Below are 24,435 nucleotides of genomic sequence, written 5' to 3' on the forward strand. Positions count from 1 at the left end.
TGGCGCGCGTCAGAGGCCGAGGCGGCGTGACAGGTCCGAGCGGAAGACGCCGCGCGGGTCGAGTTCCGCGCGCAGTGCGCGGAAGTCGTCGAGCCGCGGGTACATCGTGGCGAGCAGTTCCGGCCGCAGCCGGGAGTCCTTGGCGAGGTAGACACGGCCGCCCGCCGCGGCGACCTCGCCGTCCAGCTCGTCGAGGAACCCGCCCAGTCCGGGCAGCCCGGTCGGCACGTCCAGTGCGAGGGTCCAGCCGGGCACCGGGAAGGACAGCCAGCCCGGGTCGGCCCGGCCGAACCGCTTGAGGACCGCGAGGAACGACGGGCAGCGCCGCTCCGCGATGCGCCGCACGATCCGGTGCAGGGTCTCCTCGTGCCCGTACCCGACGACGAACTGGTACTGCACGAAGCCGCCGCGGCCGTAGACGCGGTTCCAGTGCGGGACGCCGTCCAGGGGGTGGAAGAACGTGGAGATCCGCTGGAGTTCGCCGGTCCGCGCGCGCGGGGCCCTGCGGTACCAGAGCTCGTTGAAGAGACCCACCGTGGTGCGGCCGAGCAGCCCCTCCGGGACGAACTCCGGCGCCGCCGGGAACCGGCCGGGGCGGAACGCGAGGGGCGCGCGGCGGGCCCGCGGGGGCAGCGCGTCCAGCGGGGCGTGGTCGCCGCGGGTGAGCACCGCGCGGCCGGTCGCGGCGCCCCGGGCCAGCAGGTCGATCCAGGCGACGGAGTAGCGGTAGCGGTGGTCGCCCGCGGTCATCCGGGCCATCAGGTCGTCGAGATCGCGGGCCCGTTCGGTGTCCACGGTCACCAGCGACGTCTCGACCGGCTGGAGCCGCACGGTCGCCGTGAGGATCATCCCGGTCAGGCCCATGCCGCCGGCGGTCGCGTCGAACAGCGGCGTGCCGGCGGCGACGGTGTGGATCTGCCCGTCCCCGGTGAGCAGTTCGAAGGACAGCACGTGCCGCGCGAACGAGCCCGAGACGTGGTGGTTCTTGCCGTGGATGTCCGCGCCGATCGCGCCGCCCACCGTCACCTGCCGGGTCCCGGGCGTCACCGGCACGAACCAGCCGAGCGGCAGCAGCACCTCCGTCAGCCGGTGCAGCGAGACCCCCGCGTCGCACAGCACCGTGCCGCCGGAGACGTCGATGGCGTGGACGCTGTCGAGGCCCGTCATGTCGATCACGGACCCGCCCGCGTTCTGCGCGGCGTCCCCGTACGCGCGTCCCAGCCCCCGGGCGATGCTGCCGCGCTCCCCGCAGTCACGGACGGCCTCGACGGCCTCCGCGTAGCTCCGCGGGCGGATCAGACGGGCGGTGGTGGGGGCGGTGCGGCCCCATCCCGTGACGGAAGCGGTCTCGGCTGACATGGCGGCGACCGTATCGTCCGGCTATGTGGATTTGTCGCGAAACATCCGGTCTCTCCCCGAAACGGGTGATTAATGGGATGTCGCTCAATATTGCCGGAGCTGGAGCGGTGCCGACGTGAACAGTGAGACCACATGGACGATCTCGCCGATCTCGCCGATCTCGCCGGCCTCGACGACAGGGGCCGGCACGGTCCGGACGGCACCGGGCGGTCCCGGCCGGACCGCGCGGAGCGCCGGTGCCCGGACCGCCTCCCGGCCTCGCCGGGGCACCCCCCGGCCCCCCTCGACCACCGGCTCCTGACGGCCTGCCACGCCCGGGGCCGGAACCCCGGGGTGGCGCGCGCGGCGCGGGTCCTGTCCCTCGCCGGGGAACACGCCGCCCTGTGGCTCCTCGTCGGGCTCGCCGGAGCCGTCATGGACGGCGCGCGGCGCGGCGCCTGGCTGCGGGCGACGGCGCTCACCGGAGGCGCGCACGTCGCGAGCATGGGCGTGAAGCGTGTCGTGCGCCGGGCGCGCCCCGCGCACGTGGCGCCCCTCGTGCGCACCGCGGGCCGGCACTCCTTCCCCAGCTCGCACGCGGCCTCGGCGGCAGCGGCGGCCGTCGCGTACGGGGCGCTCGGCGTCCGCGCGGTCCCCCCGCTCGCCGCCGCCGTGTGCCTGTCCCGGCTCGTCGTCGGCGTCCACTACCCGTCCGACGTGGCGGCCGGCGCGGCCCTCGGCGCGGTCACGGCGCGCGCGGGGGCGCGCTGGATGCGGAAGGGGCGCCCGTGACGGACACCGCGCCGCGCGCGGGCGCCGCGCACCCCACGGACACCGCCCTGGTCGGGCAACGCGCCCGCGCGCCGCGCGGTCCCGCGCCCCGCGGCGGTGGCGCCGCCGCCGTGCTCGGCGGGCTGGTGCGCACCGCGCGTCCCCGGCAGTGGGTCAAGAACGCCCTCGTCGTCGCCGCGCCGGCGGCCGCGGGCGAGCTGTTCACCCGCCGCGCCCTCGTCGAACTCCCGCTCGTCCTCGCCCTGTTCACGGCCTGCGCCGCCGCGGTCTACCTGATCAACGACGCCCGCGACGCCGACGCCGACCGCGCGCACCCCACGAAACGGCACCGCCCGGTCGCCGCCGGGACCGTCCCGGTGCCCGTCGCCTACGGGGCGGGGTGCGCGCTCGCCGTGCTCGCGCCCGCCGTCGCCGTGTGGCTCACCGCGCCCGCCGTCGCCGCCCTGCTCGCCGCGTACGTGGGCATGCAACTGGCGTACTGCGTCAGCCTAAAGCACGTCCTGGTCGTCGACCTCGTCGTCGTCACCACCGGGTTCCTGATGCGCGCCGTGATCGGCGGACTGGCGCTCGGCATCCCGCTGTCGCGCTGGTTCCTGATCACCACCGGCTTCGGCGCGCTGTTCATGGTGTCCGCCAAGCGGTACTCCGAGGCACTCCAGATGGCCGGACGGGCGGGCGCCACCCGCGCGTTGCTCACCGAGTACACGACCGGCTACCTGCGCTTCGTGTGGCAGCTCGCGGCCGGTGTCGCCGTGCTCGGGTACTGCCTGTGGGCGCTGGAGGAGGGCGGTGCGACACCGCCCGGCACGCTGCCCTGGCGCCAGCTCTCCATGGTCGCGTTCATCCTGGCGATCCTGCGCTACGCCGTCTTCGCGGACCGGGGGACGGCCGGCGAGCCGGAGGACGTCGTCCTGCACGACCGGGCGCTCGCCGTGATCGGCCTCGCCTGGATCGCGATGTACGCGCTGGCGGTGGCCCACTGGTGAACCGCACCGCAAGCACGCGGCACGCCGCGGACGCCTTCCCGCCGGGCACCCCCGCGGCCACCCGGCCCGGGGCCCGCGAGGTGCTGTCCTTCGCCGCCGTTGGAGTGCTCGCGTACGCCGCCGACCTGGCGCTCTTCACGGTGCTGCGCGGGCCCGGCGGACTGGAGACGCTGACCGCCAAGACCCTCTCGTTCGCGGCGGGCTGCACGGTCGCCTACCTGGGCAACGCGCTCGGCACCTACCGGGACGCCCGGCCCCGCGGCGCGCGCCCCGCCCTGGTGTTCCTGGCGGTCAACGTGGCGGGCGCGCTGGTGCAGTTGCTGTGCCTGGCCGTCAGCCACTACGGGCTCGGCCTCACCTCGCAGCGGGCGGACACCGTGTCCGCCGCGGGCGTCGGCATGGCACTTGCCACACTTCTGCGGTTCTGGGGTACCCGGACCCTGGTGTTCAACAACGAGAACAGAGTCGGATCATGGACTGGCTGAAAAAGCTCCCCGGCATCGGCCCGCTGGTGACGCGGCTGATGGCCACGCACGCGTGGCGTTCGTACGAGCGCCTCGACCGCGTCAAATGGACCCGGCTCGCCGCCGCGATGACCTTCACCAGCTTCGTGGCGCTCTTCCCCCTGCTCACCGTGGCCGCGGCCGTCGCCGCCGCCACGCTCAGCAAGAGCCAGCAGAACCAGCTCCAGGACAAGATCGCCGAGCAGGTCCCCGGCATCTCGGACCAGCTCGACATCGGCACCCTCGTCGACAACGCCGGCACGGTCGGCCTGATCGCCGGTGCGGCACTGCTGTTCACCGGTATCGGCTGGGCCGGCTCGACGCGCGAGTGCCTGCGCGCGGTGTGGGAACTGCCGGACGAGGAGGAGAACCCGGTCCTGCGCAAGGCCAAGGACTTCGGCATCCTCGTCGGGCTCGGCGGCGCGCTGCTCGTCACCATCGCCGTGTCCACCGTGGCGTCCGCCCTCGTGGGCTGGATCGTTCGCCAACTCGGCCTCGAACAGGGCGGGTTCGGCAGCGTCCTGCTGCACGTCATCGCCTTCGTCGTCGCCGTCCTCGCCGACTTCCTGGTCCTGCTGTACGTGCTGACGCTGCTGCCCGGCGTGGAGCCGCGCCGCCACCGCCTGTTCGTCGCGGCGCTGGTCGGCGCGATCGGCTTCGAACTGCTGAAGCTGCTGCTCAGCGGCTACATCCAGGGTGTCGCCGCGAAGAGCATGTACGGCGCGTTCGGCGTCCCCGTCGCCCTGCTGCTGTGGATCAACTTCACGTCGAAACTCGTGCTGTTCTGCGCCGCCTGGACGGCCACGAAGAGCAAGGAGGACGAGCTGGGCCCGCCGTACGGACACGCGGGCGAGGACGACGGCGACAGCGCCGAGGACGACCGCGGCAAGGACGACAGCGGCAAGGACGACGGCGGCAGGCCGGAGCCGGAGAAGCCCGGGGAGACCGGGGAGCCCGGGGAGACCGCGGACGAGGCCGGCCGCGACGGCGACGGCAGCGGCAGCACCGACAGCGCCCGCAGCCCTCGCGCGCGGGACGCGAACGCCCCGCGCACCCCGTGACGGCGGCCCCCGCCCCGCTCAGGGCCGGGGGCGTCGCCGCATCAGCTCCGGCAGCGGCCACCGCCGGTTGACCAGGAACACCCCGGCCGCGAGCAGCACCAGCAGTCCGCCGCAGAGCGCGAGCGCCACCGTGGCGCCGCCGGAGCCGTTCCGTGCCGCCGCGCCGGCCTCCGTGTGGGCGGAGGCGGAGGCGCCGGGGCCGCCGGTCGGCGTGGCCGGGGCGGTCGCGCCGGGCTGGGCGGTGGACACGCCCTCCGGGGCCACCAGTTCGCCCACCGGCTGGACCTTCCCGTCCGCCCGGAAACCCCAGTCGAGCAGGGCGGCGGCCTCCTTGTAGACCTCGTTGTGCTCGTCCTTCTGCGGGTTCATGACGGTGACGAGCAGTACGTGGCCGTCCCGTTCGGCGACACCCGTGAACGTCGCCCCCGCGTTGGTGGTGTTGCCGTTCTTGACACCCGCGATGCCCTGGTAGACCGGCACGTCGCTGTCGCCGGACAGCAGCCGGTTGGTGTTCTGGATCTCGAAGGTGTCCCGCGTGGTCTTCCCCTTCTTGCTCTTCGTCGTGGCGCCGGGGAACGAGGCCCGCACGGTGGAGCAGTACGCGCGGAAGTCCTTCTTCTGGAGCCCGGAGCGCGCGAAGAGCGTCAGGTCGTACGCCGACGACACCTGCTTCTTCGCGTCGTAGCCGTCGGGCGTGACCACGTTCGTGTCGAGCGCCCGCAACTCCTTGGCGTGCGCGTTCATGTCCGCGACGGTCTGCGCGACGCCGCCGTTCATCGAGGACAGGACGTGCACGGCGTCGTTCCCGGAGCGCAGGAAGACGCCGAGCCACAGGTCGCGGACGGTGTAGGTCTCTTTCTCCTTTATGCCGACGAGGCTGGAGCCCGCGCCCATGCCCGCCAGGTCGTGCGCGACGACCTTGTGCTTCTCCGTCTTCGGGAACTTGGGCACCAGCGTGTCCGCGAACAGCATCTTCAGGGTGCTGGCGGGAGCGAGCTTCCAGTGCGCGTTGTGCGCCGCGAGCACCTGGCCCGACTCGGCGTCGGAGACGATCCAGGACCGCGCGCTGAGGTCCTTGGGCAGCACCGGCACCCCGGCGGCGAGCCGGACCTGCGTGCCGGGCAGCCCGAGCGAGGCGCCGCCGAGCGTCGACATGGACGCCGGGGGAGTGGCCGACGGGCTCGCCGACGCACCGGGCGCGGCCAGGGCGGGGGAGGCGAGCCCGACGGGCAGCGCGAAGGACAGCAGGGCGGCGGCGGTGACCGGCAGGCGGTGCCTGGTGGTCTTCTCGGATGCGGGCACGGTCGAGAACGTACCGGCAGTGCGGCCCGCCGCCCGCACGGCGGCACCGTCACCCGTCCCACCCCGGCCACGGCGCCCGTCGTCCGGTCGCGATACTGGACGCATGAAGCTCAGCCGCCCCGTGTCCTGGTTCCTGCTCGCCTTCGGGGTGTGGTCGTGGATCATCTGGATCACTTTCGTCAAAAACCTGGTCAAGGACGGCAGCGGGCTCGCGTTCGACGACGCCGGTAGTCCGACCGCGTACTTTTGGGTGCACCTGACGCTCGCCGTCGTTTCCTTCGTACTGGGGACGGTCGTCGGGGGGATCGGGTTGCGCTCGCTGCGGATCCTGCGCCGCGCCCGACAGGACTGACGGATCGACGAGAGGCAGCGGATGGCGGTCGTGGCGGTGCTCGGCGCCGTACTGGCTACGGCGGTCCTGGTGGCCGTCAACCGGTACGTCTGGCAACGGCTGTTCCGCGACACCACCCGCGGCCCCGGCTGGGTGCGCCGGGCGGGTGCCGTCCTGATCACCGGCGGCTGGGTGCTCGCCGCGGGCGCCCTCGTCGCCGAACAGGCGGGCGCGCCGTTCCCGCTCCAGCAGGCGCTGGCCTGGCCGGGTTTCCTGTGGCTGGCCGTCTCGGTGTACCTGCTGCTCGCCCTGCTCGCGGGCGAGGCCGTCCGGCCGCTGCTGAACCGCCTGCCGTCCCGCCGGGGACCGGCGGACCCGCGGGAGGCACCGGCCGCGGAGGGCCCGGCGGACGGGCCGGGCGAGCAGGCCCCCGTGTCCGTCGCGCCGCGCACGGCCACAGCGGACCGCACCGCGGACCGCGGGCCGACCGCCCTCGCGCGTCCCGCTCCGGCCCCCGCCGCTCCGGCCCCGGCCGCCCCCGGCCGCCGGCTGTTCGTCGCCCGCGCGGTCGCCGGGGCCGCCGCCGTCGCGGCCGCCGGGACCGTCGGGTACGGCACGTACGGGGTGCTGCGGGGCCCCCGGGTCAGGCGGGTCACCGTGCCGCTCGCCAAACTCCCGCGCTCCGCCCACGGGTTCAGGATCGCCGTCGTCAGCGACATCCACCTCGGCCCGATCCTGGGCGCGGACTTCAGCCGCAAGGTCGTCGACACCGTCAACTCCACGCAGCCGGACCTGATCGCGGTGGTGGGCGACCTGGTCGACGGGAGCGTCGCGGACCTGGGCCCGGCCGCCGCCCCGCTGGCCGGCCTCACGGCCCGCCACGGCACGTACTTCGTGACGGGCAACCACGAGTACTTCTCCGGCGCCGAGGAGTGGGTGCGCCAGGTGCGGCGGCTCGGCATGCGGCCGCTGGAGAACGCCCGTACCGGACTGCCCGCGTTCGACCTCGCCGGTGTCAACGACGTCGCCGGTGGGAGCGAGGGCCACGGGCCCGACTTCGCGAAGGCGCTGGACGGCCGGGACACGGCCCGCGCGTGCGTCCTGCTCGCCCACCAGCCGGTGCAGATCCACGACGCCGTGCGGCACGGCGTCGACCTCCAGCTCTCCGGCCACACCCACGGCGGACAGCTCTGGCCCGGCAACTACCTTGCGGAACTGGCGAATCCGACCGTCGCGGGCCTGGAGCGTTACGGGGACACGCAGTTGTACGTCTCACGGGGCGCCGGCGCGTGGGGACCGCCGACCCGGGTGGGCGCGCCGTCGGACGTCACGGTGATCCAACTCGCCTCTCTCCAGGCGTGAACGAAACGGGCGAAGGTGTCACGACGTCGCAGACGGGACGCCCTCGGGGACCCTTGACGGCGTTCCTGTAACGGCCCCGGAACGCTCCGCGTTGAGTTCTTTCTCTCATCGCCGGATCCCCCTTCCCCCCGATGAAACCTCTGTGATTAGGTGATCTGCGCCACCAAGGAAGTGGCATATGCACTGGGGCCCGAAAGGGCCTGGGGAGGACACCGATGCGATCGGTTCGCATGCGGATTCTCGCGACGCTGCTTGTTCTGGCAGCCGTGGGAGTGGGCGGCTGGCAGCTGCTGCCGTCGCAGGAAGACAATGACAACGCCATCACGGTCGGTACGACGGACGCCGTGACGTCGCTCGACCCGGCCGGCGCCTATGACGCCGGTTCATGGGCCCTGTTCAGCAACGTCTTCCAGAGTCTGCTGACGTTCGAGCCGGGCGGGGTGCAGCCCGAGCCCGACGCGGCCAAGAGCTGCGAGTTCGTGGGCAGCGAACTGACGACGTACCGCTGCGAGTTGAAGGACGGACTGTCCTTCGCCAGCGGTCGCAAGATGACCGCGGAGGACGTGAAGTACTCCTTCGACCGCGTCAAGAAGATCAACTCCAAGGTCGGTCCGGCCTCGTTGTTCTCCACGCTCGGTTCGGTCAGCACCGAGGGCGACGTCGTCACGTTCCACCTGTCCTCGCCGGACGCGACGTTCCCGTTCAAGGTGGCCACCGGCGCCGGTTCGATCGTCGACCGCACCAAGTACGCGGCGAACGCCGTGCGCAAGGGCAACTCCGTCGACGGTTCCGGCCCGTACACGCTGACTTCGTACGCGTCGGGCAAGAAGGCGGAACTCGCGCCCAACCCGAAGTACAAGGGCGCCGTCTCGGACACCGGCAAGCCGATCGAGCTGGACTACTACGGCTCCAGCGACGCGCTCGGCAAGGCGTGGAAGGCGAAGGAGATCGACGTCGCCACGCGCCAGCTGCCGCCGTCGATCACCTCGACGCTGTCCGCGAGCGACCCGGACATGCGTGTCTCGGAGTCCGACAGCGCCGAGACCCGGAACCTGTACCTCAACGTCCGCGCCTCGTCGCCGCTGCACGACGCGAACGTCCGTCAGGCCATGGCCTGGCTGATCAACCGTGAGCAGCTGGCCTCGACGGTCTACGACGGGACCGTGGACCCGCTGTACTCGCTGATCCCGGCGGGCATCACCGGCCACACCACGTCGTTCTTCGACACGTACCCGAAGGTCGACGTCGCGAAGGCCAAGCAGCTGCTGGCCGACGCGGGCGTCACGACGCCGGTCGAGTTCACCTACGGCTACTCGAACAACAGCGGTGCCGCGGCCGCCGAGGCCAAGGAACTCAAGCGCGAGCTGGAGAAGGGCGGCCTGTTCAAGGTCGACCTCAAGGCGTACGAGTGGACCGCCTTCCAGGGCGAATGGTCCACCGGCAAGCTCGACTCGTACGCCGTCGGCTGGGTCCCGGACTACCCGGACCCGGACACCTTCGGCGGACCGCTCGTGGGCTCGGACAGCACCATGGCGACCGGATACAGCAACAAGGAATCCGACCGGCTGATTCAGGCCAGTCAGCGGTACGCCGACCGCAGCCGCGTCACCGAGGACTTCTCGAACCTTCAGCAGAAGGTGGCGGAGGACGTTCCGCTCCTGCCGCTGTGGCAGGCGAAGGAGTACGTGGTGAGCACCGAGGACGTCGGTGGTGGCCAGTACCTGCTGGACGGCACCGGAATCTTCCGGCTGTGGAGTCTGAACTGGATCTGACCTGATCCGGCGTCACACGGGACCTCCCGTGTGACGCCGGACGGTTTCCTGGCGCAGCATCGGGTGGACAGGGTGCGCGCGGGGACGAGGAGCCGACGTGTTGAGACGCAACTCCTTCCGGCTGCCCCGGCATCCGGCCTCCGTCGGTCTGGCACGGCACCGGGTCCGCGACCACCTCGTGGACTGGGGTCACGACCCGGACGGCACGGTGCAGGACGACGCGACCCTGCTGGTCTCCGAACTGGTCACCAACGTCATCCGCCACGGGGCGATCCTTGAACCGGAGTTCGAGGTCGCGGTGACCGCACTCGCGGACGGCTCCTGCCTGTTGGAGGTGTCCGACGAGGGCGTTCTCGAACCCCGCCCGCGCGAGGTGGGCGGCTCCGCCGAGACCGGCCGCGGGTTGCATCTCGTCGAACAGATCGCCTCGGCCTGGGGCGTGTGGAACAGGGGCGCGCACGGCAAGACCGTGTGGGCGCTGCTGCGGCCCCCCGTCTGATCCCTCGCTGCCCTCAACCGCCGCGCGCCGTCGGGGTGTTCAGGGCCTGCGGCCCAGCTCCGGGCGCTTCGTGTAGTCCGTGAGGCCCACCACGTTGCCCCAGGGGTCGGCGATCTCCACCGTCCAGCCCGTCGCCGTGGACATCGGCTCGTCCAGCAGCGGCACCCCGGCGTCGGTCACCTCCCGCCCGGCCGCCCGCGCGTCGGGCACCTCCAGCCACACACGGGTCGCGGGCCACGGCGGCACCCGCTGCGCCAGCCCCTCCTCCACCCGCAGCAGCAGGCCGGGCGTCTCGCCGCCCACCTTCAGGGACGCGATCCCGGCCTCGTCGACCCGGAATCCCACGGTGAACCCGACGCGTTCGTAGAAGTCCACCGCCACGCCCAGGTCCCCCACGGGCAGCAGTACGTTGTCGAATCCGAGCAGCTCGTACGACTGGTCATCTGACATAACGTCAGGTTAGGTGGGCCGCGGCGGTGTCCGGCGGGGCCGGACCGCGTGCCCGTCGCCGATCACCCGGCCGGGCGCGTCCGGCCGTTCGGACGGGCGTGCGGCTACCGTCCGGGCGTGCGGCGGTTGTTGTCGGCGGCGGGGCCTGGGCGCCGGGGGACAAAAGCCGTAGCCGGGGCTGACGTTGGCGGACGCCGGCACGTCGTGCGGCCCTGCGAATATATGATCGGCGCTCTCCAGCCTGCGCCGCACTCTTCCCAGGAGCCGACCGTGTCCGAGCAGCCCCCACCGCCGAACCAGCCCCCCGGCTACGGCTACCCGAACCCCGCGCCGGGCCCCTACGGCAGCGCGCAGCCCGGACCGCAGGACCAGCCGGCCGGTCCGTACGGCTACCCGCAGGGCGGCACCCCGGGCTACCCGCCGCCCAACTACGGCGCGGGCGGCCCCGGTTACCCGCCGCCCGGACAGCAGCAGGGCGGCTACTACCCGCCCCCGGGCCACCCGCAGGGCGGCTATCCGCCGCCGCCCGGCACCTACACCGGCGACCCCAACGCACCGTACGGATACGACCAGTTCGGGCGGCCGTACTCCGACAAGTCGAAGATCGTCGCCGGGGTGCTCCAACTCCTGCTCGGCGGCCTGGGCGTGGGCCGCTTCTACATGGGCAACGTCGGCATCGGCCTCGCCCAGCTCTTCACCTGCGGCGGCTTCGGCATCTGGTCGCTGATCGACGGCATCCTCATTCTGACGAGCAACGACACCACCGACGCCCAGGGGCGGATCCTGCGTGGCTGACGGCGCTGCGCGCCGCGTCCCGCTGCCGCGCCGCCCGGCGGCGGCCCCGCTCGCGGTGCTCGCCGCCGGGGCGGCCGGAGCCGCCCTGCTCTACGGCACCGACCCGCACGGCTCCAACCACGTCCTGCCGCGCTGCCCGTTCCACATGGTCACGGGGCTGCTCTGCCCCGCCTGCGGCGGCACACGCATGGTCTGGGACCTGATGCACGGCCATCTCGGCCAGGCATGGCTGGACAACAGGGTGCTGCTCCTCGCGTCGCCCTGGGCGCTGGCGCTGCTGGGGCGCTGGACCGTGGAGGGGCTGCGCGGCCGGCGCTGGAGCCCGCGCATCGGCGCGCGGGGGCAACTCGTCATCCTGGGAGTGGCCGTGGCCTGGGCGGTTGTCCGGAACATCGGCTGACCCCGGCGGTTTCTTCACCGTTCAGACCTGAAGTGATCACGGAATCAGCACAATTGGACGAACCGGGCCCTGCCCCGCCGGATGATCTCTAAGCTCGGGCAACACAGGGGGAGTTGGCCGGGGTTCCGGTCCGACATGCGGTGTGCCGCGTCGCGTCGCGCGTGCGGCCGAGCAGCCTCCTGGACCCGCCCGGCGCGTCCCGCCGGGCGTCCCACACTCCCCAGGAGCAGCGCACATGTCCGTCCCCACTCCCCAGGCTCCGTACGGCGTCGACCCCCAGGGCCGCCCGTACTCCGACAAGTCGAAGATCGTCGCCGGCATCCTGCAGATCTTCCTGGGCAGCCTGGGCATCGGCCGCTTCTACGTCGGCAGTGTCGGCGTCGGCATCGCCCAGCTCCTCACCTGCGGCGGCCTCGGTGTCTGGGCGCTGATCGACGGCATCATGTTCCTGGTCAGCAACGACCGCACGGACAAGGAAGGCCGCCCGCTGCGCGGCTGACCCGGCGGCGGCCCGGACCGCTCCCGGCCGCCCGCGCGCCGCACGCCGAGGGCCCCGACTCCCACGGGAGTCGGGGCCCTCGGCGTGCGGCGGCGGACCGGTCAGAAGCGGCGCGTGATGAGCGCCCGCTTCACCTCCTGGATCGCCTTCGTGACCTCGATGCCGCGGGGGCACGCGTCGGTGCAGTTGAAGGTCGTGCGGCAACGCCACACGCCGTCCTTGTCGTTCAGGATCTCCAGGCGCTGCTCACCGGCCTCGTCGCGCGAGTCGAAGATGAAGCGGTGCGCGTTGACGATCGCCGCCGGGCCGAAGTACTGCCCGTCGTTCCAGAACACCGGGCAGGACGACGTGCACGCGGCGCACAGGATGCACTTGGTGGTGTCGTCGAACCGCTCGCGGTCCGCGGCGGACTGCAGACGCTCGCGCGTCGGCTCGTTCGTCTCCTTGGTGATCAGGAACGGCATCACGTCCCGGTACGCCTGGAAGAACGGGTCCATGTCCACGACCAGGTCCTTGAGGACCGTGAGTCCCTTGATGGCCTCGACCGTGATCGGCTTCTCGGGGTTGATGTCCTTGATCAGCGTCTTGCAGGCCAGCCGGTTCTTGCCGTTGATCCGCATGGCGTCCGAGCCGCAGATGCCGTGCGCGCAGGAGCGGCGGAAGGTCAGCGTGCCGTCCTGCTCCCACTTGATCTTGTGCAGGCCGTCGAGGACGCGTTCCTTCGGGTCCATCTCCAGGGTGAAGTCCTGCCAGGTGGACTCCGCGGAGACCTCCGGGTTGAACCTGCGCACCCGGAAGGTGACGGTGATGTAGGGAGAGGCGGCGGACTCGGCCTCGACCTTGTCCAGAACAGGGGTAGCCATCAGTACTTACGCTCCATCGGCTGGTAGCGGGTCTGGACGACCGGCTTGTAGTCGAGCCGGATCGACTCGGTGCCGTCGTCGCCGACCTCGCGGTACGCCATGGTGTGGCGCATGAAGTTGACGTCGTCGCGCGTGGGGAAGTCCTCGCGGTAGTGACCGCCGCGCGACTCCTTGCGGGCCAGGGCGGACACGGCCATGACCTCGGCCAGGTCCAGCAGGTTGCCCAGCTCGACGGCTTCGAGCAGGTCCGTGTTGAACCGCTTGCCCTTGTCCTGGATCGAGACGTTGAGGTACCGCTCGCGCAGCTCCGCGATCTTCTCGACCGCCGTCTTGATCGTCTGCTCGGTGCGGAACACCATGACGTTGGCGTCCATGGTGTCCTGGAGCTCACCGCGCAGCGTCGACACGCGCTCGCCGCCGGTGGAGTTGCGCAGCCGCTCGATCTGGTCGATCACCTGGCGCGCCGGGTCCTCCGCGACCTCGACGAAGTCCGTGCTGTGCGCGTACGCGGCGGCGGCGATGCCCGCCCGCTTGCCGAACACGTTGATGTCCAGCAGGGAGTTGGTGCCGAGCCGGTTCGCACCGTGCACCGAGACGCAGGCCACCTCGCCGGCCGCGTACAGGCCGGGCACGACGGTGGTGTTGTCCGAGAGCACCTCGCCCTGGACGTTGGTCGGGATGCCGCCCATGGCGTAGTGCGCGGTGGGCTGGATCGGGATCGGGTCCGTGTAGGGCTCGATGCCGAGGTACGTGCGCGCGAACTCGGTGATGTCCGGGAGCTTCGCGTCGAGCTGCTCCGGCGGCAGGTGCGTGAGGTCCAGGTACACGTGGTCGCCCTCGGGACCGCAGCCGCGGCCCTCGCGGATCTCCGTGTAGATGGAGCGCGAGACGACGTCACGGGACGCGAGGTCCTTCATGACCGGCGCGTACTTCTCCATGAAGCGCTCGCCGTCCTTGTTGCGGAGGATGCCGCCCTCACCGCGGGCGCCCTCCGTCAGCAGGATGCCCATGCGCCAGATGCCGGTCGGGTGGAACTGGAAGAACTCCATGTCCTCCAGCGGCAGTCCGCGCCGGTACACGGCCGCCTGGCCGTCACCGGTGAGCGTGTGCGCGTTGGACGTCACGCGGAAGAACTTGCCGGTGCCGCCGGACGCGTAGATCACGGACTTCGCCTGGAAGACGTGGATCTCACCGGTCGCCAGCTCGTACGCGACGACGCCGGCGGAGTGCTTGACGCCGTCGACCTCGGTGATGAGCTGGTCCAGGACGTAGAACTCGTTGTAGAACTCCACGCCCTCCTTGACGCAGTTCTGGTACAGCGTCTGGAGGATCATGTGGCCGGTGCGGTCCGCGGCGTAGCAGGACCGGCGCACCGGGGCCTCGCCGTGGTTGCGGCTGTGACCGCCGAACCGGCGCTGGTCGATGGTGCCGTTGGGCGTCCGGTTGAACGGCAGGCCCATCTTCTCCAGGTCGAGAACGGAGTCGATGGCCTCCTTCGCCAGGATCTCGGCGGCGTCCTGGTCGACCAGGTAGTCACCGCCCTTGACCGTGTCGAAGGTGTGCCACTCCCAGTTGTCCTCCTCCACGTTGGCGAGCGCGGCGGCCATGCCACCCTGCGCCGCGCCGGTGTGGGAGCGGGTCGGGTAGAGCTTGGTGAGCACGGCGGTGCGGCTGCGCTTCGTCGACTCGATGGCGGCACGCATGCCGGCGCCACCCGCTCCGACGATGACGGTGTCGTACTTGTGGATCTTCATCAGGATTTACCTCGGTCCCTGTTATCCAGGCGCCTAGCGGATGTTCGGGTCGAAGGTGAAGATCACCAGCGTGCCCAGCAGGATGGTCCAGACCGTGGCGGTGTAGAGCAGACCCTTGAGCCACAGCCGGGTGTTCGCGCGCTCCGCGTAGTCGTTGATGACCGTGCGCAGGCCGTTGCAGCCGTGCAGCATCGCGAGCCAGAGCATCAGCAGGTCCCACACCTGCCACCACGGGGACGCCCACCGGCCGGCGACGAACGCGAAGCCGATCTTGGAGACGCCGCCGTCCAGCACGAGCTGGATCAGCAGGTGGCCGAGCACCAGCACGACCAGCACGACGCCGGACAGGCGCATGAAGAGCCAGCCGTACATCTCGAAGTTGCCGCGGGTGGACCGCGGCGTCTTCCTGGTGCGGGCGCGGGGGGCCTCGATGAGCGGGGCCGGGTTGTCGACGCCGTAGACGGGCGCGGCCTCGACGGGGCCGACGCCGGAGGCGGAGATTTCAGTGGACATCGTCGTCAGCTCCCGAACAGTTCACGAGCGGCGTGGCCGAGGACGGGGTAGATCGCCCCGAGCATCAGCACGACCCACAGGCCGACGACCGACCAGAGCATCTGCTTCTGGTAGCGCGGGCCCTTCGACCAGAAGTCGACGGCGATGACACGCAGGCCGTTGAGCGCGTGGAAGAGGATGGCGGCGACCAGTCCGTATTCCAGGCACGCGACGATCGGCGTCTTGTACGTGGATACGACCTTGTCGTAGTCCTCGGGGGAGACACGCACGAGAGCGGTGTCCAGTACGTGTACGAACAGGAAGAAGAAGATGAGGACGCCGGTGACTCGATGAGCCACCCAGGACCACATTCCTTCCCGGCCGCGGTACAGCGTTCCAGCCGGCACGGAAGAACCCTCCGGGAGCGGGGATTGGGGCCTGCCGGCTTCGGTGTCGGACGGGCCCGGCCGGGTACGGTCCACCGGCCCTCAGCATGGTATCGACGAGTTGTCGGAACGCTTACCCGGGTCCTACCGATGTGATCAAACTGGCAATCAAACAGGCACGTACGGGCTATCGGAACAGGTCCTCGCGGCACCGGAACCGGTGGCTTCCCGGCAATCGGCCGATTCGATCGATTCGGCCGATTCCGCCGATTCCGGCGTTTTACCTGATTCCACCGGCCCTCCGGCCTCGCCGGGGAGGCCGCCCGCGGGACGCGCACCGGCCGTCGCGGCCGGGCGGCGGCCCGCGGCGGAGGGCGAGGTGCCGGCGGGCCCGGCCGGGGAGGTCCGCCCGGACATCACCCTTTCGGGGTAACGACCGTCCGGGTGACGGCTCTCGGGGTGCCGCCGCTCGGTGTGCGGGGCGGACGGGTCCGGCCGGGGCGGGCCCTGCGCGGGCGCGGCCTCGGCGCACGGGCCCGCCGCGTACGGCTGCTGGGCGGACGCGGCCTCCGGGTACGGGCCGCAGGCGCGCACCAGCCGGATCAGCCGGCCCCGGGCGAGGCGCCGCAGTTCCTCGGCGACCAGGACGCGTTCGTCCTCCGGGTCGTTGCCGAGGCGGTCGCGGATGCCGGTCAGCAGCAGGTCGGGCACCTCGTCCGGCGCAACGCCGTCCACGCAGATCACGAACACGTGCCCGAAGCGGCTGCGGTACGCCGTGTGGGCGGCGCGCAGCGCGGTGTGGGCGGCCACGTAGGCCCCGTCGGGCAGGGACGGCAGCGGTTCGCCGGCCAGGGCCTCCGCGATCTCGCCGGGCGCCAGGTCGTACGCCGCCTCGTCGGCCGCCGCGAGCAGGGCCTCCAGGTCGGGGTAGGGCCGGTGCGCGGCGACCCGGTGGGCCCAGCGGGGGCTGCGCAGGCAGCCCGCCAATGCGGCGCGGACGACGTCGCCGGGCGCGGAGTTGAAGCGCTCCAGGTGCGGTGCGAGCGGGTTGCCGCGGGCCTGGACCGGGAGCGCGGGACGGGACGGCCTCTCCGGTGGGAGGGCTCGGCCGGGGAAATGCGGATGGCGGTGCACGGACAGCGTGGGTCCTCGGCGATGTGGGGGGTGCGGCGACGGCCCCTGTGCAGGACACATGAGCGCCGTCAGGGGATGCTGTGAGAAATGTGTTGTCACGTTATCGACATCGAGCGTGACGTGTCCGACGGATGCGCGAATTTCACTCGGACGGGAGAGTTTCGCAACGTGTGGTGGACGAAGCTCCGTTTTTCGGGCCCTAGGTTGGCGGCGTGAGTCAGCACAGGCGCCGGAACGCGGCGAACAACAGGAAGCAGCGGCGGGTGCTGACCGGCACGGCGGTCGTGGCGGTGGCCGCGGTCGGCGTCGGCCTCGGTCTGTGGGCCTCCCGGGACGACGACGGACCCGCGGACGCGGGGCAGGAGTCGGCGGCGGCCTCGCCGTCCCCGACGCCCAGTCCGACCCGCTCCTACCCGCTGTCCAAGGCACCCGAGGTGATCCCGGCGGTGCGCGACCACACCGCGGCCCGGGGCCCCGGCTGGCGTCCCGCGCACGGCGACCGGGTCGTCGTCAGCGACGCGGACCTCGCCGACGAGGGCAAGCTGGTCGCGGGCGAGCTGGGCCTGACGTACGCCGGCGAGAAGGACGACGTGCGGGCCGGCGACGTACGGCTCTCGCTCAGCGACGACGACAGCGCGGGCGCGGAGTCGTACACGATGACCGTGCGCGGCGGCCGGGTCGACATCAGCGGGCCCGCCGACACCGGCGTCTTCTACGGCACCCGCACCCTCAAGCAGGAGGTGCACGGCGGCGGCACGGCGCCCGAGGGCGTGGTGAAGGACCGGCCGGCCAAGCCGGTGCGCAACTTCACGCTCGACATCGCGCGCAAGCCGTTCACCGCCGGCTGGATCGAGGACCGCGTCAAGGAGATCGGCGACCTCAAGTACAACGAACTGGGGCTGCACTTCTCCGACGACCAGGCCTTCCGCATCGAGTCCAGCAGCCACCCCGAGATCGTCTCCAAGGACCACCTGACGAAGGCACAGGTCAAGAAGATCGTCGACCTCGCGACGAGCCGGCACATCACGGTCGTCCCGGAGATCGACTCGCCCGGACACCTCGGCGCGGTGATCGCCGCCCACCCGGACCTCCAGCTGCGCGACGCGCGGGGCGTGGCGACCAAGGGTGCCGTCGACATCTCCAAGCCGGCCGCCGCCGACCTCGTCGACGACCTGCTGAACGAGTACGCCGACGTCTTCCCCGGCGACAAGTGGCACCTGGGCGGCGACGAGTACCAGGCGCTGACCGTCTCCGACCCCGAGACGTCGTACCCGCAGCTCGCGGCGGCGGCGCGCGAGGCGTACGGCTCCGGCGGGACCGTGTCCGACCTGACCACCGCGTGGATGAACGACCGCGCCGACTCGGTGGCCGCGCACGACAGGAAGATCCGCGCCTGGAACGACGGCTTCTACAAGTCGGCCACCAACGTCACGCCGGACGACGACCTCCAGGTCGCGTACTGGACGGGCAAGGAGATCGGCGCCCGGCAGCCCGTCGAGTACCTGAGCACCGGCCGGGACCTGATCAACTACAACGACGAGTTCCTCTACTACGTCCTCGGCCAGCCGAACACCTTCGTCTACCCGACCGGGCAGCGGATCTACGAGAAGTGGACCCCGCTGGTGGTGCGCGGCACGACCCCGGTGCCCTCGAAGTACAACGACCAGATCCTCGGCGCCTCGTTCTCCGTCTGGTGCGACCTGCCCAACGCGCAGACCCAGGCCCAGGTCGCGTCCGGCATCAGGCTCCCGCTGCGGGCGACCGTGCAGAAACTCTGGGACCCGGGGACCCCGGCGCTGACCTGGACGCAGTTCAAGTCGCTGGCGGACAAGGTGGGTTGAGGCTCAACCCGTCCGGTCCGGCCGGTTCGTCCGGTCGGACCGGGGCGGCGTCAGGCCGTCGAGGTCGAGATCGATCGCGAAGGGCACGGCGCGCTTCAGGGAGCCCCGGAAGATGCCGGCCGCCACGTAGGTTCCGGTCGGCCCGTCGAGCTCGTAGACATGGAACGCGGGTTGGCCGTCCTCGTCCTCGACGAGCCAGTAGTGCGCAATGCCCGCCTCCGCGTACTTGCGGAGCTTCACGGTGCGGTCGCGGTGGGCGGACTCGGGGGAGACCACTTCGACGACGAGCCGGACGTCCTCCGGCGCGTACGACGTGCGGTCGCCGTCGAAGGCCGCCGTGGTCACCAGCAGGTCCGGTTCGGGACGGTTGCGCGGGTCGAGGCGGATCGTCATCTCCCGCTCCACCTCGCTGCCGGCAGGAGCCAGCGCCGTCAGCGCGACGGTCAGGGCGGTGACGACACGGCTGTGCCAGGACCGCTGGGGCGACATCATGAAGACGAGTGCTCCGTCGATCAGTTCGGTATGGCGCGGCGCTTCGGGGAGGCGGTCCAGGTCCTCCGCGAACCAGCCCTCCGCGCGCGGCGGACGCATCCACTCGGGCAGTGCGGTCATGCGTCCACGGTAGCCGCTGCGGCGGTGGCGGGCCGGGGGCTTCCCGGGGCGCGGTGTCCCGCCCCGGTCGTGGCGGGACGGGTGACCGGAACGACGGCCGGGACCGCCACCCCCCACAGGAGAGGCCCCGGCCGTCGCAGGTACGGGCCACGCGGCGGCCCGTATTCCCCTCAGCGCCGCGCACGCGCTTTCTGTCACACCTCTCGGTCACGGTTCCGTCACACCTGACGGCGCGCCAGGCCGGACCCGCCGGGGCCGGTGGGGTCCCGGGAGCCGGCGCACACGGGGAAGGACGTGGACGGCCAGTGGTTTCAGGCCTTAACGTGCCTTTCGCGCCGAGCGCGGACTTCCGTTCGACCAGAGCACCTGTGACGGACTCCGCAATCACCACTTCGGGGGAACGACCACGGCGAGTACCCGGTCCGCGGCAGCGGTCCGGCCTGGGCGCACTAAAGGGGCGGAACGGTGCTGGGGGACGACGCGGAGCTGACCGCCGCGGTGCTTGCGGCGCAGGACGGGGACGAGACCGCGTTCCGTTCTGTGTACCGCGCCGTGCACCCGCGGCTGCTCGGCTACACACGCACGCTGGTCGGCGAGGCCGACGCCGAGGACGTGACGTCCGAGGCGTGGCTCCAGATCGCGCGCGACCTCGGCCGCTTCAGCGGCGACGCCGACCGCTTCCGCGGCTGGGCGGCCCGGATAGCCCGCAACCGTGCGCTCGACCACATACGGATGCGGGGCCGCCGCCCCGCGACCGTCGCCGACGAGACCGAACTGACCGCACGGGCGGCCGAGTCGGACACCGAGGGAGAGGCCATCGAGGCCCTCGCCACCGGCACCGCCTTCTCCCTCATCGCGCAGCTTCCGCGCGACCAGGCCGAGGCCGTGGTGCTGCGGGTGGTCGTCGGCCTCGACGCCAACTCCGCGGCGGAGACACTGGGCAAGCGCCCCGGCGCCGTCCGCACGGCCGCGCACCGCGGTCTGAAGCGGCTCGCGGAACTGCTCGGCGCCGAGGGCGGACCGGCGGAGGCGGCCGGTGTCCCGCCGGCCCGGCGGGAGCCGCTCGGCCGTCCCGTCGCACCGGCGGGTCCGCCCGCCGGTGTGACGCAAGTGCGCGCACGGACGCAGAAGGACATGTGATGGCCGACGAGCAGGACAAGTGGCTGGACCGCGAGACCGCGGAGCGACTGCTGCGCGGCGAGCCGCCGCACCCCGTCGGCACGGACACCGGTGAGGGCGGTGCCGGGGACGCGGACGCCGGTGCCGACGCGGTGGCCGAACGCCTCGCGCGCACCCTCGCCGCCCTGCACGTCCCGTCCCGGCCGGACCTCGAAACCCCGGGCGAGCAGGCCGCGTTGGCCGCCTTCCGGGCCGCGCGTCCGGACGTCGCGCACGTCCCGGACGCCGCGGAGGGCCCCGTCGTCCTCGGCCTGGTCCGCGGTGGCCGGCACGCCGCCCGCGGCGCCGCGCAGCCCACGGGCCACCGGCCCCTCGTACGCCTCGGGCTGTCCGCGGTGCTCGCCGCCGGAATGCTCGGCGGGGTCGCGGCGGCGGCCACGTCGGGGGTGCTGCGCACGCCGTTCGGGGAGGCCGATCCGGCGCCCGCGACGTCGGCGACGGGACCGATGTCCGGCGAGCCGTTCGCCTCGCCCTCCGAGGACGGCCCCTCCGGTTCCGCCACCGGCCCCGACGGCGGCGCCGCGAGCGTCTCCGGTTCGCAGACCGCCGGCGCGACCGGCGACGCGCCGTTGCCGGGCACCGCGCACGACGGGCACTCCGCCCGGTGGTGGAGCGGTGTCGCCTCCGACTGCGAGGAACTGCTCGACGGGCGGCGGCTGTCCGACGCCGGCCGGCGCACCCTGGACGACGCGGCGGGCGGCTCGTCCCGGGTGCGCGACTACTGCGAGGCGGTACTGGACGACCCGGGCGGCGACCCGGCCTCCGGCACGTACGGATCGGCCCGCGGCTCCGGCGACGGCCGGAACGGCGACGGCGGCGACGGGCAGAGCGACCGGCCGGACCGGTCCGGCCGGTCCGACGGCTCGACGCACGCCGACCGCACCGAAGCCCGCACCGACGCCCGTACGGGCGACGCCCGCGCCGACGACCGCGACGCCGACGACCGGGCGGGCGGGCCGGCGGACCCCGGCCGCGACGACGAGGCCGCCGGCCGGCGGACCGCGGGCGGCACGGTCAGCATGCTCGCCACCACCGCCGAGTCCCCCGCGCCGGCCGGGCCGGGCCGCGCGGCGAAGGGCGGCAGGCACCGCAAGCCGTCCGGCCGGGGCGGCGCGCACGCGGCGGGCAAGGGCCCCCGCGGCCACTGACGGCCCTGCCGTGCCCGGCGTTCTCGCCGGGGTGTGACGTTTTCGCGGCCGGCGGCGCAGTGAGAAGTGAGCCGACTGGTCATCGGCCCTCGCACGCGGCCGGGGGTTCCCCCCGTACCCACGGCCCGTGCGTTCCCGGCGCGGGCGGGGCACGTTCCCCCGGTCCCGCCCGCGCCCCCTCCGCCGCCGCGACCCGGTGCCAAGTGCCCCTAACTCCCGTGCGGGAAGGCCCGGTTCACCAGGAGACGACGACCTTGTCGCCCGTCCGGACCTCCGAGAAGAGCCGCTTGACGGCAGCCTCGTCCCGCACGTTCACGCAGCCGTGCGAGTTCCCGGCGTAACCGCGCGCGGCGAAGTCGTACGAGTAGTGCACCGCCTCGCCGCCGCTGAAGAACATCGCGTACGGCATGGGCGCGTCGTAGAGCGTGGACACGTGGTCGCGCGACTTCCAGTAGACCTGGAAGACGCCCTCGCGGGTCGGGGTGCCCACGTCGCCGAACCGGACCGCGGTCTCCAGGACCGTCCGCCCGTCGATCATCCAGCGCAGGGTCCGGCTCGTCTTGTCGATGCACAGCACGCGGCCCGTCAGGCAGCGCGGGTCGGGCGCGGCGGCTGGCTGGCCGCCCATCAGGTAGAGGTCCCACTGGCCGGGTTCGGTGGTCATCGCCACCAGGCGCTTCCAGGTGACGGTGTCCGTCTCGCCGGTCCTCGGCAGCCCCCGCTTGCCCTGGAAACCCTTGACCGCGGCCTCGGTCAGGTCGTCGTACGTGCCCGTCGGCCCGTCGAACAGCCACTCCACCTGCCGCAGCCGCGCCTGGAGTTCGCGCACGTCGCGGCCCGTGTCGCCGCGCGACCAGAGCACCGGCGCGGTGGCGGACGCGCCGCTCGCGGTGCTCGGCGCGGCCCCGCCCGCGGACGGCTTCGCGTCGGCGGGGGTGCGCGTGGCCGGGGCGCGCGTCGCCGTCGGCGCCGCCGCGGACCGGGTCGCGGTGGGGAACGTGATGCGCACCGGGGAGTTCCCGCCGCCGTCCGCGGGTGCCGTGCACGCCGCGCACACCACCGTCAGCGCCGCCGCCGAGGCGAGCGCGCCGACCGTGCCGATACCGCGCGTTGGACGCATGACGACCCCCGATGTCCGTGTGGTGTCCGGCGCTGCACCGGACATGCTGCCCCTCTCCCGCCGTGCGCGAACCCACGCCGGTCCTGTGAGCAAGGTCCCAGCGTGGGGCACTGCACCCGGCGCACGGCCGCCGCTACAGTCCGTGTCGGGGCCGCTTTCACAGTGAGTAACCAAGCCGGGTCATCAGCCGAGTCGAAGTAACGAAGCAACGCGGAGGCACGCCATGGCGCGCGAGTCGGAGTCCGGACTGCCCATCGAGCCGGTCTACGGGCCGGACGCCCTGGAGGGCTGGGACGCTGCCGAGAAGCTGGGCGAACCGGGGGCGTTCCCGTTCACCCGGGGCGTGTATCCCTCGATGTACACGGGACGCCCGTGGACGATGCGCCAGTACGCCGGTTTCGGCACGGCCACCGAGTCCAACGCCCGGTACAAGCAGCTCATCGCGAACGGCACGATGGGCCTGTCCGTGGCCTTCGACCTGCCCACCCAGATGGGCCACGACTCGGACGCGGCGATCGCGAGCGGCGAGGTCGGCAAGGTCGGGGTGGCGATCGACTCGCTCGACGACATGCGGGTGCTGTTCGGCGGGATCCCGCTCGACAAGGTGTCCACGTCGATGACGATCAACGCGCCCGCCGCGCTGCTGCTGCTCCTGTACCAACTCGTCGCCGAGGAACAGGGCGTGGGCGCCGACAAGTTGACGGGCACGATCCAGAACGACGTGCTCAAGGAGTACATCGCGCGCGGCACCTACATCTTCCCGCCGAAGCCGTCGCTGCGGCTGATCGCGGACATCTTCAAGTACTGCCGCGCCGAGATCCCGAAGTGGAACACCATCTCCATCTCCGGCTACCACATGGCCGAGGCGGGCGCGTCGCCCGCGCAGGAGATCGCCTTCACGCTCGCCGACGGCATCGAGTACGTGCGCACCGCGGTCGCGTCCGGCATGGACGTGGACGACTTCGCGCCGCGGCTGTCGTTCTTCTTCGTGGCACGCACCACGATCCTGGAGGAGGTCGCCAAGTTCCGCGCGGCCAGGCGCATTTGGGCCAGGGTGATGAAGGAGGAGTTCGGCGCGAAGAACCCCAAGTCGCTGATGCTCCGCTTCCACACGCAGACCGCCGGCGTCCAGCTCACCGCGCAGCAGCCCGAGGTGAACCTGGTCCGCGTCGCCGTCCAGGGCCTCGCCGCGGTGCTCGGCGGGACGCAGTCGCTGCACACCAACTCCTTCGACGAGGCGATCGCGCTGCCGACCGACAAGTCGGCGCGCCTCGCCCTGCGCACCCAGCAGGTCCTCGCCTACGAGACGGACGTGACCGCGACCGTCGACCCCTTCGCGGGCAGCTACGTCGTCGAGCGGATGACCGACGACGTCGAGGGCGCGGCCGTCCAACTCATGGACCGCATCGAGGAGATGGGCGGTGCCGTGGCCGGCATCGAGCAGGGCTTCCAGAAGGGCGAGATCGAGCGCAGCGCCTACCGCATCGCCCAGGAGACCGACTCCGGCGAGCGGGTCGTGGTCGGCGTCAACCGCTACCAGCTCGACGCCGAGGAGCCCTACGAGCCGCTGCGCGTCGACCCGACCATCGAGAAGCAGCAGGCCGACCGACTCGCCGCGCTGCGCGCCGAGCGCGACCAGGCGGCCGTCGACGCCGCCCTGACCGCGCTGAAGAAGGCCGCCGAGGGCGAGGACAACGTCCTGTACCCGATGAAGGACGCGCTGCGCGCCCGCGCCACGGTCGGCGAGGTCTGCAACGCCCTGCGCGAGGTGTGGGGCACCTACGTACCGGCCGACGCGTTCTGAGCCCCGGGCCGC

At 72.4% G+C, this 24,435-nt stretch carries 25 protein-coding genes; 15 read left to right on the forward strand and 10 right to left on the reverse strand.

Features of this window, described 5'->3' with window-relative positions; translation table 11 throughout:
• Positions 1 to 9: 9 nt before the first annotated feature.
• The gene (locus tag ACFZA0_RS23045) at positions 10 to 1,359 is read right to left on the reverse strand and encodes an FAD-binding protein (RefSeq protein ID WP_391020013.1); all 1,350 of its coding nucleotides are present in this window, start codon (positions 1,357 to 1,359) and stop codon (positions 10 to 12) included.
• A gap of 297 nt (positions 1,360 to 1,656) precedes the next feature.
• Here ACFZA0_RS23045 and ACFZA0_RS23050 point away from each other — a divergent pair, with 297 nt between their 5' ends.
• From ACFZA0_RS23050 to ACFZA0_RS23065, 4 genes are all read left to right on the forward strand, one after another.
• Positions 1,657 to 2,130, forward strand: a complete 474-nt coding sequence (locus ACFZA0_RS23050) for a phosphatase PAP2 family protein (RefSeq protein ID WP_391020295.1) — start codon at positions 1,657 to 1,659, stop codon at positions 2,128 to 2,130.
• Positions 2,127 to 3,116, forward strand: coding sequence for a decaprenyl-phosphate phosphoribosyltransferase (locus tag ACFZA0_RS23055; RefSeq protein ID WP_391020016.1), 990 nt, complete (start codon positions 2,127 to 2,129; stop codon positions 3,114 to 3,116). Before ACFZA0_RS23050 ends, ACFZA0_RS23055 begins: the two co-directional genes overlap by 4 nt.
• Before the next feature lie 80 nt (positions 3,117 to 3,196).
• Positions 3,197 to 3,601, forward strand: a complete 405-nt coding sequence (locus ACFZA0_RS23060; protein WP_391020297.1) for a GtrA family protein — start codon at positions 3,197 to 3,199, stop codon at positions 3,599 to 3,601.
• Positions 3,589 to 4,680 (forward strand): YhjD/YihY/BrkB family envelope integrity protein, encoded by a 1,092-nt coding sequence (locus ACFZA0_RS23065; protein ID WP_391020019.1) that lies wholly within the window; start codon positions 3,589 to 3,591, stop codon positions 4,678 to 4,680. Before ACFZA0_RS23060 ends, ACFZA0_RS23065 begins: the two co-directional genes overlap by 13 nt.
• Before the next feature lie 18 nt (positions 4,681 to 4,698).
• Here ACFZA0_RS23065 and ACFZA0_RS23070 read toward each other — a convergent pair whose 3' ends face one another.
• Positions 4,699 to 5,982: a D-alanyl-D-alanine carboxypeptidase family protein gene (locus ACFZA0_RS23070; RefSeq protein ID WP_391020022.1), complete on the reverse strand. Its 1,284-nt coding sequence runs from the start codon at positions 5,980 to 5,982 to the stop codon at positions 4,699 to 4,701.
• 103 nt (positions 5,983 to 6,085) lie between these two features.
• Between ACFZA0_RS23070 and ACFZA0_RS23075 the strand changes: the two genes are divergently transcribed.
• The 4 genes from ACFZA0_RS23075 to ACFZA0_RS23090 all read left to right on the forward strand — a co-directional run bounded on the left by ACFZA0_RS23075 (position 6,086) and on the right by ACFZA0_RS23090 (position 9,946).
• The gene (locus ACFZA0_RS23075; protein WP_391020025.1) at positions 6,086 to 6,334 is read left to right on the forward strand and encodes an SCO4848 family membrane protein; all 249 of its coding nucleotides are present in this window, start codon (positions 6,086 to 6,088) and stop codon (positions 6,332 to 6,334) included.
• Between the two features lie 21 nt (positions 6,335 to 6,355).
• Complete coding sequence (locus ACFZA0_RS23080; protein WP_391020027.1) at positions 6,356 to 7,675, forward strand: metallophosphoesterase; 1,320 nt, start codon at positions 6,356 to 6,358, stop codon at positions 7,673 to 7,675.
• Between the two features lie 215 nt (positions 7,676 to 7,890).
• Positions 7,891 to 9,447 (forward strand): ABC transporter substrate-binding protein, encoded by a 1,557-nt coding sequence (locus ACFZA0_RS23085; protein WP_391020030.1) that lies wholly within the window; start codon positions 7,891 to 7,893, stop codon positions 9,445 to 9,447.
• 97 nt (positions 9,448 to 9,544) lie between these two features.
• The gene (locus ACFZA0_RS23090; protein ID WP_391020033.1) at positions 9,545 to 9,946 is read left to right on the forward strand and encodes an ATP-binding protein; all 402 of its coding nucleotides are present in this window, start codon (positions 9,545 to 9,547) and stop codon (positions 9,944 to 9,946) included.
• A 39-nt stretch (positions 9,947 to 9,985) separates the two neighbouring features.
• Here the strand turns inward: ACFZA0_RS23090 and ACFZA0_RS23095 are convergent, their stop codons facing one another.
• Positions 9,986 to 10,396, reverse strand: a complete 411-nt coding sequence (locus ACFZA0_RS23095; RefSeq protein ID WP_391020036.1) for a VOC family protein — start codon at positions 10,394 to 10,396, stop codon at positions 9,986 to 9,988.
• A gap of 270 nt (positions 10,397 to 10,666) precedes the next feature.
• Between ACFZA0_RS23095 and ACFZA0_RS23100 the strand changes: the two genes are divergently transcribed.
• From ACFZA0_RS23100 to ACFZA0_RS23110, 3 genes are all read left to right on the forward strand, one after another.
• The gene (locus ACFZA0_RS23100; protein ID WP_391020039.1) at positions 10,667 to 11,191 is read left to right on the forward strand and encodes an NINE protein; all 525 of its coding nucleotides are present in this window, start codon (positions 10,667 to 10,669) and stop codon (positions 11,189 to 11,191) included.
• Positions 11,184 to 11,591 carry a DUF2752 domain-containing protein gene (locus ACFZA0_RS23105; RefSeq protein ID WP_391020041.1) on the forward strand — a complete coding sequence of 136 codons (408 nt, stop codon included), beginning with the start codon at positions 11,184 to 11,186 and terminating at the stop codon, positions 11,589 to 11,591. Before ACFZA0_RS23100 ends, ACFZA0_RS23105 begins: the two co-directional genes overlap by 8 nt.
• 235 nt (positions 11,592 to 11,826) lie before the next feature.
• Positions 11,827 to 12,090 carry an NINE protein gene (locus tag ACFZA0_RS23110; RefSeq protein WP_391020044.1) on the forward strand — a complete coding sequence of 88 codons (264 nt, stop codon included), beginning with the start codon at positions 11,827 to 11,829 and terminating at the stop codon, positions 12,088 to 12,090.
• A 101-nt stretch (positions 12,091 to 12,191) separates the two neighbouring features.
• Here the strand turns inward: ACFZA0_RS23110 and ACFZA0_RS23115 are convergent, their stop codons facing one another.
• From ACFZA0_RS23115 to ACFZA0_RS23135, 5 genes are all read right to left on the reverse strand, one after another.
• Positions 12,192 to 12,953, reverse strand: coding sequence for a succinate dehydrogenase iron-sulfur subunit (locus ACFZA0_RS23115; protein WP_391020046.1), 762 nt, complete (start codon positions 12,951 to 12,953; stop codon positions 12,192 to 12,194).
• Entirely contained in the window at positions 12,953 to 14,707 is a 1,755-nt protein-coding gene (gene sdhA / locus ACFZA0_RS23120) for a succinate dehydrogenase flavoprotein subunit (protein WP_391020048.1), read from the reverse strand. Before sdhA ends, ACFZA0_RS23115 begins: the two co-directional genes overlap by 1 nt.
• 33 nt (positions 14,708 to 14,740) lie before the next feature.
• Positions 14,741 to 15,220: a succinate dehydrogenase hydrophobic membrane anchor subunit gene (locus ACFZA0_RS23125; protein WP_391020051.1), complete on the reverse strand. Its 480-nt coding sequence runs from the start codon at positions 15,218 to 15,220 to the stop codon at positions 14,741 to 14,743.
• Positions 15,221 to 15,225: 5 nt separating this feature from the next.
• On the reverse strand, positions 15,226 to 15,606 hold the full coding sequence (gene sdhC, locus ACFZA0_RS23130; RefSeq protein ID WP_391020054.1) for a succinate dehydrogenase, cytochrome b556 subunit: 381 nt from the start codon (positions 15,604 to 15,606) through the stop codon (positions 15,226 to 15,228).
• Positions 15,607 to 15,753: 147 nt separating this feature from the next.
• Positions 15,754 to 16,719, reverse strand: coding sequence for a 2-oxo-4-hydroxy-4-carboxy-5-ureidoimidazoline decarboxylase (locus tag ACFZA0_RS23135; protein WP_391020057.1), 966 nt, complete (start codon positions 16,717 to 16,719; stop codon positions 15,754 to 15,756).
• A gap of 212 nt (positions 16,720 to 16,931) precedes the next feature.
• Between ACFZA0_RS23135 and ACFZA0_RS23140 the strand changes: the two genes are divergently transcribed.
• Positions 16,932 to 18,560, forward strand: a complete 1,629-nt coding sequence (locus tag ACFZA0_RS23140) for a family 20 glycosylhydrolase (RefSeq protein ID WP_391020060.1) — start codon at positions 16,932 to 16,934, stop codon at positions 18,558 to 18,560.
• Positions 18,561 to 18,563: 3 nt separating this feature from the next.
• Here ACFZA0_RS23140 and ACFZA0_RS23145 read toward each other — a convergent pair whose 3' ends face one another.
• Positions 18,564 to 19,172, reverse strand: coding sequence for a Uma2 family endonuclease (locus tag ACFZA0_RS23145; protein WP_391020062.1), 609 nt, complete (start codon positions 19,170 to 19,172; stop codon positions 18,564 to 18,566).
• A 465-nt stretch (positions 19,173 to 19,637) separates the two neighbouring features.
• Between ACFZA0_RS23145 and ACFZA0_RS23150 the strand changes: the two genes are divergently transcribed.
• Together ACFZA0_RS23150 and ACFZA0_RS23155 are read left to right on the forward strand one after the other, a co-directional pair.
• A complete protein-coding gene (locus tag ACFZA0_RS23150) occupies positions 19,638 to 20,312 on the forward strand; it encodes a sigma-70 family RNA polymerase sigma factor (protein ID WP_391020064.1) in 675 nt (224 codons plus the stop codon).
• Positions 20,312 to 21,499, forward strand: a complete 1,188-nt coding sequence (locus ACFZA0_RS23155; RefSeq protein ID WP_391020067.1) for an extensin — start codon at positions 20,312 to 20,314, stop codon at positions 21,497 to 21,499. The genes ACFZA0_RS23150 and ACFZA0_RS23155 overlap by 1 nt, the downstream gene beginning before the upstream one ends.
• Before the next feature lie 235 nt (positions 21,500 to 21,734).
• Here the strand turns inward: ACFZA0_RS23155 and ACFZA0_RS23160 are convergent, their stop codons facing one another.
• Positions 21,735 to 22,619, reverse strand: a complete 885-nt coding sequence (locus tag ACFZA0_RS23160; RefSeq protein WP_391020070.1) for a L,D-transpeptidase family protein — start codon at positions 22,617 to 22,619, stop codon at positions 21,735 to 21,737.
• 223 nt (positions 22,620 to 22,842) lie between these two features.
• Here ACFZA0_RS23160 and ACFZA0_RS23165 point away from each other — a divergent pair, with 223 nt between their 5' ends.
• Positions 22,843 to 24,423 carry a methylmalonyl-CoA mutase family protein gene (locus ACFZA0_RS23165; RefSeq protein ID WP_391020072.1) on the forward strand — a complete coding sequence of 527 codons (1,581 nt, stop codon included), beginning with the start codon at positions 22,843 to 22,845 and terminating at the stop codon, positions 24,421 to 24,423.
• Positions 24,424 to 24,435 lie beyond the last annotated feature (12 nt).

The organism is Streptomyces sp. NPDC008150 (assembly GCF_042956945.1).
Taxonomy (GTDB): domain Bacteria; phylum Actinomycetota; class Actinomycetes; order Streptomycetales; family Streptomycetaceae; genus Streptomyces.